The following is an 8485-nucleotide window of genomic DNA, read 5'->3' as shown; positions in this document are numbered from 1 at the left end:
GGCAGCGCCGCGTAATCATCCGCCATCCCACCGCCGCCTGGAGAAGCGGACGGGGATGCCGCGACCGGCGCTGCGATCGAGGCCGGCGCCGAAAGGCTCATCGGCGTGCCCGGATCAAGCGACAACAATCCCGGTGTTGCCGAAGCCCGCTGCGGATCTACCGCGTAGATCGGGGCGGACGGAACTGCCGCGCCGGCGGTGGGAAACGGCAGCGCGGACGATCCCGGATTGTGATTGGGCGTGAGCGGAGGCGTCGCCGTCGGTACGCCTGGGATCGATGCGTAGATCGGTTCGGCCGCAAACAGCGGGGCCGATGGCATCGCGGCTCCCGGCGAGGTGACGGGATTGGCAGGATGCGCGGAAAAGAACGCATTGGCCATGCGCGCGATCAGTGCAGGATCGGGCGTGGCGGCGAGCGCCGCCTCCGTCTGCTCGAGCGGCGCGGTCCCCGACAGATCGCCGGGCGAGGGGCCGGTGGCGATATCAGGCGTATTCATGATAATTGCCGACTTCGACGCCTTCGAGCACGCCGAGCGCGTCCTCGGTGAGGACCGCCAGCGAACAGTATAGCGAGATCAAATAGGACGCGATCGCCTTGCGGTTGATGCCCATGAAGCGAACCGAGAGGCTTGGCGTGACTTCGCCGGGAACGCCGGGCTGGAACAGCCCGACGACGCCCTGCTTCTTTTCGCCTGTGCGCAGCAGCAGAATCTTGGTCTTGCCGGCTTCGTCGAACGGGACCTTGTCGGATGGCACCAGCGGCAGGCCGCGCCAGGTCAGGAACGGCGAGCCGAACATCGTGATTGTCGGCGGCGGCACGCCGCGCCGGGTACATTCGCGGCCAAACGCGGCGATGGCGCGCGGATGCGCCAGAAAGAAAGCGGGCTCCTTCCAAACCTTCGCGATTAGTTCATCGAGATCGTCGGGGGTCGGAGGGCCCTTGCGGGTCGAGATCTTCATCGATGACGCAGTGTTGGCCAGCAAGCCGTATTCCGGATTGTTAATGAGTTCGCCTTCCTGACGTTCCTTCACCTTCTCGATCAAGAGACGAAGCTGCTCCTGAATCTGGTCGAACGGATGGCTGTAGAGGTCGGAAACCCGGGTCTGCACGTCGAGAACGGTCGTTACCGCGTTGAGGAAATATTCGCGCGGCTGCTCTTCGTAGTCGACGAAGGTCTCCGGGAGGTCGGCGTCGCGATCGCGCGGCGGGCTGCATTGCACATCCAGCGATTCCGCCGAGGTGGCGCCGCGCGTCTCCTTGACCCGGTTGAGCCGAAAAATGCCGGCTTCGACCGGCGTCCATTGCAGCAGCGGCACCAGCCAGCGCGGGGAAATGCCGCCCCACTGCGCACGGGTCTTGGTGGCATTGGCAAGCTGCCGGGCGGCGCTTTCGGCCAGTGTGTTGCGGACTTCGGTATCAGACATCGGAAGGGTTCTCCGTGACGCGCTGCGGTAAGGTATGGCTGGAAGGGAGTTGGAGTTTTTATCTAACTATCGATCACTTCTTGCAAGAACATCCCAAAGATAGTCTATTGAAAAGGAGCATTTTCCTCTGTGATAGCGGATACTCGCTGAGCATATTGGACGATGCGTTCAGCGCGTGAGTTCTACGGCTGTTGTAGGACCCGGAGTGATGAAGCCCGATTGCGTTCGCAGCCTCATGCTTGCAAGTTTAGGGAGCCGTATTGACGGCCAGGTACCCCATAGCCATGCCGCGAAGCGCGGCCGCATCGGTTTTGTCTCCGCCGCCGCAGATCGCTGAAACAAACCTGCTGTAAAACAGGGGGGATTGTAATGCCTGTCGTTTTCTTTGGTAGCCGATTGCCAGCAGCCCTTGATCCGGTAAGCCTGCTCGGCATGCAAGATGGCTCAGCCAAATTTGAAAGCGTTGGCAAAACGCCGGGAAATGATCGTGCGCCGATCGATCCCGCCGTCGATCTGTCGCGGATTGTAGGGAGGAATTTGCGGAGGTTGCGCATACGCCAGGGTCATTCGCTGGAACGGCTTGCCAAGCATTCAGGTGTCAGTCGCGCGATGCTCGGGCAAATCGAGACCGGGAAGAGCACGCCCACGATCGGCTTGCTGTGGAAGGTGGCGACCGCGCTGGAGGTGCCTTTTGCAAGTCTGATTGCCGCCGATGCTGCGCGTGGAAATCTGGTTTTCCGGCGCGTGAATGCCAAGCTATTGTCCTCAAATCAGGGGCGGTTCACATCCCGTGCCCTGTTTCCGTTCGACGGCGAAAGGCATGTTGAATTCTACGAGCTGAGGCTTTCGCCGCTCCATCGCGAGGATGCGGATGCGCATGCATCCGGCACGCGTGAAAACCTGATTGTAGCGAAAGGAGCCGTTGAAATCATTTCAGGATCCGAGCCTCCGGTTGCTCTCGGGGAGGGCGATGCCCTCGTGTTCGAAGCGGACGTCCCCCATAGCTATCGCAATCTGGGCGAAGAGGAAGCCATCCTGTTCCTGGTCATGACCTACATCGAGGCAGTCGGCTGAATATTTGCCCGTACCGAAACGACAAAGGAGTTTAGCTCGTGATCCTTCTCCGCCGGCCCTGTCCACGCGCCGGTTACAGAAATTTCGCTTGTCTGTTTCTCCCTCCCGACGTTCTGCGCTCGGCATTCTTGCTGGAGGCTTGATTGTGGGCGGCGCGCCAGCCGAAGTCTAAGCCAGGCACAGACCTGCATTTCAGCGGTACCGCTCCGTGTCGCCTACTGCAAGGGCGGATGGCGCCGCAGTTGATGCAGGCCGCTGTCGAAGAGAATATGCTCTAAGAACCTCAACGGCGATGCCGCAGCGGACGCCGATATTAAATCAGGCCGGGACGTCCTGGACCGTCGAGGAACTGGCGCAATGGGGCGGCGTTGGCGGGCTCGGTCCGGTGTTTGTCGGTTCGCCATCGACGGTCGCCGATATCCTGCAGGAGTGGGTCGAGGAGACCGATGTTGACGGCTCAGATCTTGCCTATGCGGTGACGCCGGAGATCTTCGAGGACGTGGTCAATTTCCTGGTGCCGGAGTTGCAGAAGCGCGGCGCCTATCCGATTGGCGATCGTCCCGGGACCCTACTCGAGAAGTTGTTCGGTGAGGGACCGTATCTGCCGTCCAGTCGTCGTGCCGCGGCCTACCGAGATATCCAGGCGGTCAAGCGCGAGGCCAGTGAGGCGGCAGGCTCAGCCCATCGCATGCCGCCCCGCGTCGCGCCTTACGCCGCTCTCAGCGGCCATGGTTCGAGCCGGTGCCTCGCGCGCTTGGCGGCCGGGCGCTTCAGTCAATTCATAGAGCTCGATCTCGCGCTCGGCTGCGGCAAATCCGCGCTCGTCGAACTCGGTGGCGACAAGCCGATAGTCGGCGCTGGCGTCGCCGCACTTTTCCGTGGTGAAGCGCCGGCCCAGCCTCCTGCCGTGAACGATATTGAAATACATCGCCGCGTACTCGTCCTCCAGCTGCAGCAAGCAAGGCAGTTCTTCCGACTGTGCGTTAAGATGACGAACGACGTAGAGAGGCATCTTGGGGTATCCCCTTCATTGACGCATGCGCGATGCCGCGTGAAATAGGCAGGTCCGGATCAGCCAAGCGCCCATGCTGGTCGACCTCTCCCTCGGATTTTCGGTCTTGACGATCTCGCGGCTGTCCGGGTCAACCTCAAGCCTAGGTAAAACCCGATGGCAGTCAACGAAATGGTTCACTGAAAAATCGAGTCCGCGGGCAACAAACATCCCGCGTCGTGGACCGCGGAAGAATGTTTCTGCCGGTCGCCGGCAGCGACATGCGCTCTGAGCCCACATCAAAGCAGCCGGTTCGGATCGATGGCGAACGGCCCATTACGCCGCAACCGTGTCATTGCGTGGTGATATTGCCGTGGAGATAATCTCTCCGTTCGCCATCACATTCAAAATTCCATTTCATTGACGATCGGGATGCTGCCGCGCATCATTGCGACGCTACGCGACCGGGCGAGATCTGGGAAAGCTCGCCGGGATTGAACCGAAACTGATGATCATCAGTGTGGAACAGGACCGGGCCGCAGCTGCTAGCGCTGCGCCGAGGTCGGTTGTTTGCCGCTTCCAGGCAGGAGAAGATGATGACCAAAGATGCGAAGCAGGACAAGACGCTGCTGGACCGCCGCACGCTGTTGCGCGTCGGCGCCGCGGCGGCGGTGGCAGCGCCGATCGGCGTATTCGGCGCGCAGGCCTTTCCGCTCCGCGCCGCGGCGCCGGCGATAGATTTCTCGCAGTTTCCGCTCTGCAAGACGGCTTCCGAGGCTGCGCCGCTGCCGGGCGCGCCGCGCAAACTGAAACTGTCCTGGAACGCGGGAGCGGTGTGTCTGGCGCCGCTGCCGGTGGCGATCGATCACGGTTTTTTCCAGAAGCAGAATCTGGACGTCGAGTTGGTCAACTACAGCGGTTCGACCGACCAGTTGCTGGAGGCGATCGCAACCGGCAAGACCGATGCGGGCCTCGGCATGGCGCTGCGCTGGCTGAAGCCGCTGGAGCAGGGCTTCGACGTCAAGATCGCGGCGGGCACCCATGGCGGTTGCATGCGCGTGTTGTCGCGCACCGATTCGGGCGTCGACAAGCTCGCCGACCTCAAGGGCAAGATCGTCGCGGTGAGCGACCTCGGAGGGCCGGACAAGAACTTCTTCTCGATCCAGCTCGCCAAGCAGGGCATCGATCCCACCAAGGATGTCGACTGGCGGGTGTATCCACAAAACCTGTTGCAGCTGGCGGTGGTGAAGGGCGAGGTCCAGGCCTTCCTGTCGTCTGATCCGCTCGCCTATCTCTGGCTCAAGGACCCCGCCTACAAGGAAGTCGCCTCCAACCTCGACGGCGATTACAAGGACATGACCTGCTGCATCGTCGGCCTGCGCGGCAGCCTGGTGCGCGACGAGCCGCAAGTGGCGCGCGCCATCACCCAGGCGCTGCTGGATTCGGCGATGTTCACGTCGCAAAATCCCGACAAGGCCGCGGCCTCGTTCCAGCCCTATGCGCCGAAGCAAGCGTCGCTGCAGGACCTGGAGGCGATGGTTCGCTATCACACCCATCACCATCATCCCACCGGCGCCGTGCTGAAACAGGAACTGAAGGCCTATGCGGACGATCTGAAGCTTGTCTCGGTCTTCAAGCCAAGTACCGATACGACGAAATTCGCGGAGCGTGTTTATGTCGACGTATTCGGCGTCTAAGACGGTCGCGCTGCCGCAGTCGGCGGAGGAGGGCGCGGCGTTTGCGGGACGGCCGTTGTCGCTTCCGGCGTCGGTTCTGGCCAACGGCACCGGCATCTTCGCCAGTCTGGCCTGGGTCGCCTTCGGATTGTCCTGCCTATGGTGGGAAGATTTGGGCGACTGGTCGCGGACCCATGGTCTGGCGATCGCGGCCTTTGTGATTGGCGGCGGCATCCTGGTTGCGACCTCAGCTGCGAAATGGTTGGGGCGTGTCGGTGCCGGGCTAAAGACGCGGGTGCCATGGCTGCTGGCGCTCGGCCTGTTCCTGACGCTATGGGAGGTCGCGACCGCCAAATTCGCCTGGCTGCCGCTGCCGTTCTTTCCGCCGCCGCAGGCGATCATCGAGGTCTATACCGACGATCTGCCGAAGCTGCTCGCCAGTGTCTGGGCATCCGTCAAGCTTCAGCTCGGCGGCTATGCGATCGGCGCGGCCGTCGGCTTCCTGACCGGCGTCTCCATCGGATGGTCGCGCAGCGTCGGCTACTGGGTGCATCCGCTGCTCCGCTTCATCGGACCGGTGCCGCCGACGGCATGGCTGCCGTTCGCGTTCTTCACCTTTCCCTCGAGCTGGAGTGCCAGCACCTTTCTGATCGCGCTGGCGACCGGTTTTCCGGTCACGGTGTTGACCTGGTCCGGCGTGGCCAGCGTCAGCAACGGCTATTACGACGTGGCGCGGACGCTGGGCGCCAAGCCCTCCTTCCTGGTGCTGAAGGTGGCGATCCCCGCGGCGCTGCCCCACGTCTTCGTCGGGCTGTTCATGGGCCTCGGAGCGTCCTTCGCGGTCGTGGTCGTCGCCGAGATGATCGGCGTCAAGGCCGGACTCGGCTGGTATCTGCAGTGGGCGCAGGGATGGGCGGCCTACTCCAACATGTATGCCGCGCTGATCGTGATGTCCTTGTTGTGCACCGGCGCGATCACCCTGTTGTTTACGATCCGCGACCACCTGCTGGTCTGGCAGAAAGGTGTCGTCAAATGGTAGCGCTGGCGAAGGCCGATGCGGCGCCGGTTGTGGCCGGTGCTGCGCTCGATATCGAAGGCGTCAGCCATGCCTTCGACATCGACGGCGCGGTGCTTCCCGTGCTGGAAGACATCAGCTTCAGCCTCAGGCCCGGCGAATTCGTCGCGCTCTTGGGTCCGTCCGGATGCGGCAAATCGACGTTGCTGCGGCTGGTCGCGGGACTGGAGCCGCCCCGATCCGGCACGCTGCGCGAAGACGGCGAGCCGATCACGCGTCCGTTTCCCTCCCGCGTCGTGGTGTTTCAGGATCCGACGCTATTTCCGTGGCGCAACGTCGCGGACAATGTCGCGCTCGGCCTGGAGGCGCAGGGCATCTTGAAGCGCCAGCGACACCGCGTCGATGCCGCCATCGATCTCGTTGGATTGTCCGGCTTCCGCAATGCCTATCCGCATCAGCTGTCCGGCGGCATGGCGCAGCGGGTGGCGCTGGCGCGGGCGCTGGTCAACGACCCCAAGATCCTCATTCTCGACGAACCTCTCGGCAAGCTCGACTCGCTGACGCGGATTGCGATGCAGGCGGAACTGGCGTCGCTGTGGCAACGCAGCGGGTTCACGACGCTGCTGGTGACCCATGACGTCGAGGAGGCGGTGTATCTCGCCAATCGCGTCGTCGTGTTCTCTGACCGGCCGGCGCGGATCAAGGCCGATATTGCGGTCGATCGTCCCTATCCACGGCACCGCGGCGATCCCGCGCTCGCGGAGTTGCGCCGTCGTATTCTCGGCCTGCTCGGATTGGACGCCACATGGTGAGTGCGCAGGGCAGCTCGATCCGTGACGAAGGCCCGCCGGACGGCGCTCCCCGCCTATTCGAGCGCGCCAATGCGCTGGCTTTACAATTCGCGGCACGCGCGGCCCAGCACGATCGCGACGCGAGCTTTCCGTTCGAGAATTTCGCTGAATTGTCGGAGGCGGGACTGCTGGCGCTGACCGTCCCCGCCGCGCTCGGCGGCGCCGGCGCCGGGGCGCTCGATGCCGCCCGTATCATCAATATCTTCGGCAAGGCCGATCCGTCGACGGCGCTGGTGCTGTCGATGCATTACATCCAGCATCTGGTGATGGCGCGGAGTTCGCGCTGGCCGGCCCGGCTCGCGCGCAAGCTGGCGCGGGAAACCGTCGAGGGCGTGGCGCTGATCAACGCGCTGCGGGTCGAGCCCGATCTGGGCTCGCCGTCGCGCGGCGGCCTGCCCGAGACCATCGCCCGCCGGACCGAGACCGGATGGCGGCTCAGCGGCCGCAAGATCTATTCGACCGGGGCGCCGATCCTGAAATGGTACGCGGTGTGGGCGAGGACCGATGAGCCGGAGCTGCGCGTCGGTCTGTTTCTCGTTCCCGCGGGATTGCCGGGAACGCGCATCGTGGAGACCTGGGATCATCTCGGGCTGCGCGCCAGCGGCAGCCACGACGTGCTGTTCGACGACGTCGTCTTCCCGCTCGACCACGAGATCGATGTTCGTAAACCGGAAGACTGGCAGGTGGTCGATTTCACCCAGGCCACCGTGCATGCGATCTTCATCGCCGCGATCTACGATGGCGTCGCGCGGGCCGCGCGCGACTGGCTGATCGGGTTTCTGAGGCAGCGGGTGCCGTCGAACCTCGGGGCGTCGCTGGCCACGCTGCCGCGGGTCCAGGAAGTGGTCGGCGCCATCGAGGCGCGCCTTGCGGTCAACGCGCGGCTGATCGAAAGCTTCGCCGGAGATTTTGATGACGGCTGTTCGCTGACCGCCGCCGAATCCAACATCATCAAGCTCGTCGTCACCAACAACGCCGTCGCCGTCGTCGAGCACGCGCTGGCGCTCACCAGCAATCACGGCCTTTCCCGCGCCAATCCGCTGGAGCGGCACTATCGCGATGTGCTGTGCGGCCGTGTCCATACGCCGCAGGATGACGCCACCCGAATCCAGGTCGGCCGGCTGGCGCTGGGCCTCTGAACCAAATGTCGAAAGCCATCGGAGCAGGACATGACAATCGAATTCATCGGGTTCATCGGAAACAATAATGCTTCCGAGACCATCGTGCGGACCGGCCCGGTGCTCGATCGCCATCACATCGAGACGGTGGCAAAAGCCCATGAGAATGCCGGCTTCGACCGGGCGCTGCTCGCCTTTCATTCCACCACGCCGGACAGCCTGCAGGTCGGCCAGCATGTGTTGGGGATCACCGATCGGCTCAAGGTCCTGATCGCGCAGCGGCCGGGCTTTACCTCGCCGACCCTGATCGCGCGGCAACTGGCGACCATCGATCA

General features: G+C 63.5%; 7 protein-coding genes and 2 pseudogenes. 7 read left to right on the top strand and 2 right to left on the bottom strand.

The features are described 5' to 3' along the window. Together ABSG20_RS23220 and ABSG20_RS23215 are read right to left on the bottom strand one after the other, a co-directional pair. Positions 1-497 (bottom strand): annotated as a pseudogene (locus ABSG20_RS23220) (family 2A encapsulin nanocompartment cargo protein cysteine desulfurase); the annotation flags it as partial. Then, positions 484-1425, bottom strand: coding sequence for a family 2A encapsulin nanocompartment shell protein (locus ABSG20_RS23215; RefSeq protein WP_423866853.1), 942 nt, complete (start codon positions 1423-1425; stop codon positions 484-486). The gene ABSG20_RS23215 and the pseudogene ABSG20_RS23220, both read right to left, overlap by 14 nt. 369 nt (positions 1426-1794) lie before the next feature. On the opposite strand from ABSG20_RS23215, the gene ABSG20_RS23210 reads away from it, so the two are divergent. The 7 genes and pseudogenes from ABSG20_RS23210 to ABSG20_RS23180 form a co-directional block, all read left to right on the top strand. Beyond that, complete coding sequence (locus ABSG20_RS23210) at positions 1795-2499, top strand: helix-turn-helix domain-containing protein (RefSeq protein WP_423866852.1); 705 nt, start codon at positions 1795-1797, stop codon at positions 2497-2499. A 334-nt stretch (positions 2500-2833) separates the two neighbouring features. Beyond that, positions 2834-3166 (top strand): annotated as a pseudogene (locus ABSG20_RS23205) (5,10-methylene tetrahydromethanopterin reductase); the annotation flags it as partial. A 917-nt stretch (positions 3167-4083) separates the two neighbouring features. Beyond that, entirely contained in the window at positions 4084-5187 is a 1104-nt protein-coding gene (locus tag ABSG20_RS23200; protein WP_423866851.1) for an ABC transporter substrate-binding protein, read from the top strand. Beyond that, positions 5165-6205 carry an ABC transporter permease gene (locus ABSG20_RS23195; RefSeq protein ID WP_423866850.1) on the top strand — a complete coding sequence of 347 codons (1041 nt, stop codon included), beginning with the start codon at positions 5165-5167 and terminating at the stop codon, positions 6203-6205. Before ABSG20_RS23200 ends, ABSG20_RS23195 begins: the two co-directional genes overlap by 23 nt. Beyond that, positions 6199-6993 (top strand): ABC transporter ATP-binding protein, encoded by a 795-nt coding sequence (locus tag ABSG20_RS23190; RefSeq protein ID WP_423866849.1) that lies wholly within the window; start codon positions 6199-6201, stop codon positions 6991-6993. The genes ABSG20_RS23195 and ABSG20_RS23190 overlap by 7 nt, the downstream gene beginning before the upstream one ends. Then, positions 6987-8171, top strand: a complete 1185-nt coding sequence (locus tag ABSG20_RS23185) for an acyl-CoA dehydrogenase family protein (protein ID WP_423866848.1) — start codon at positions 6987-6989, stop codon at positions 8169-8171. Before ABSG20_RS23190 ends, ABSG20_RS23185 begins: the two co-directional genes overlap by 7 nt. Before the next feature lie 30 nt (positions 8172-8201). Then, the coding region (locus tag ABSG20_RS23180; RefSeq protein ID WP_423866847.1) for an LLM class flavin-dependent oxidoreductase at positions 8202-8485 on the top strand (284 nt) is incomplete at its 3' end.

The organism is Bradyrhizobium sp., assembly GCF_049512235.1.
In the GTDB taxonomy this organism is placed as follows: Bacteria; Pseudomonadota; Alphaproteobacteria; order Rhizobiales; family Xanthobacteraceae; genus Bradyrhizobium.
This window is presented reverse-complemented; position numbering and strand designations above follow the sequence as displayed.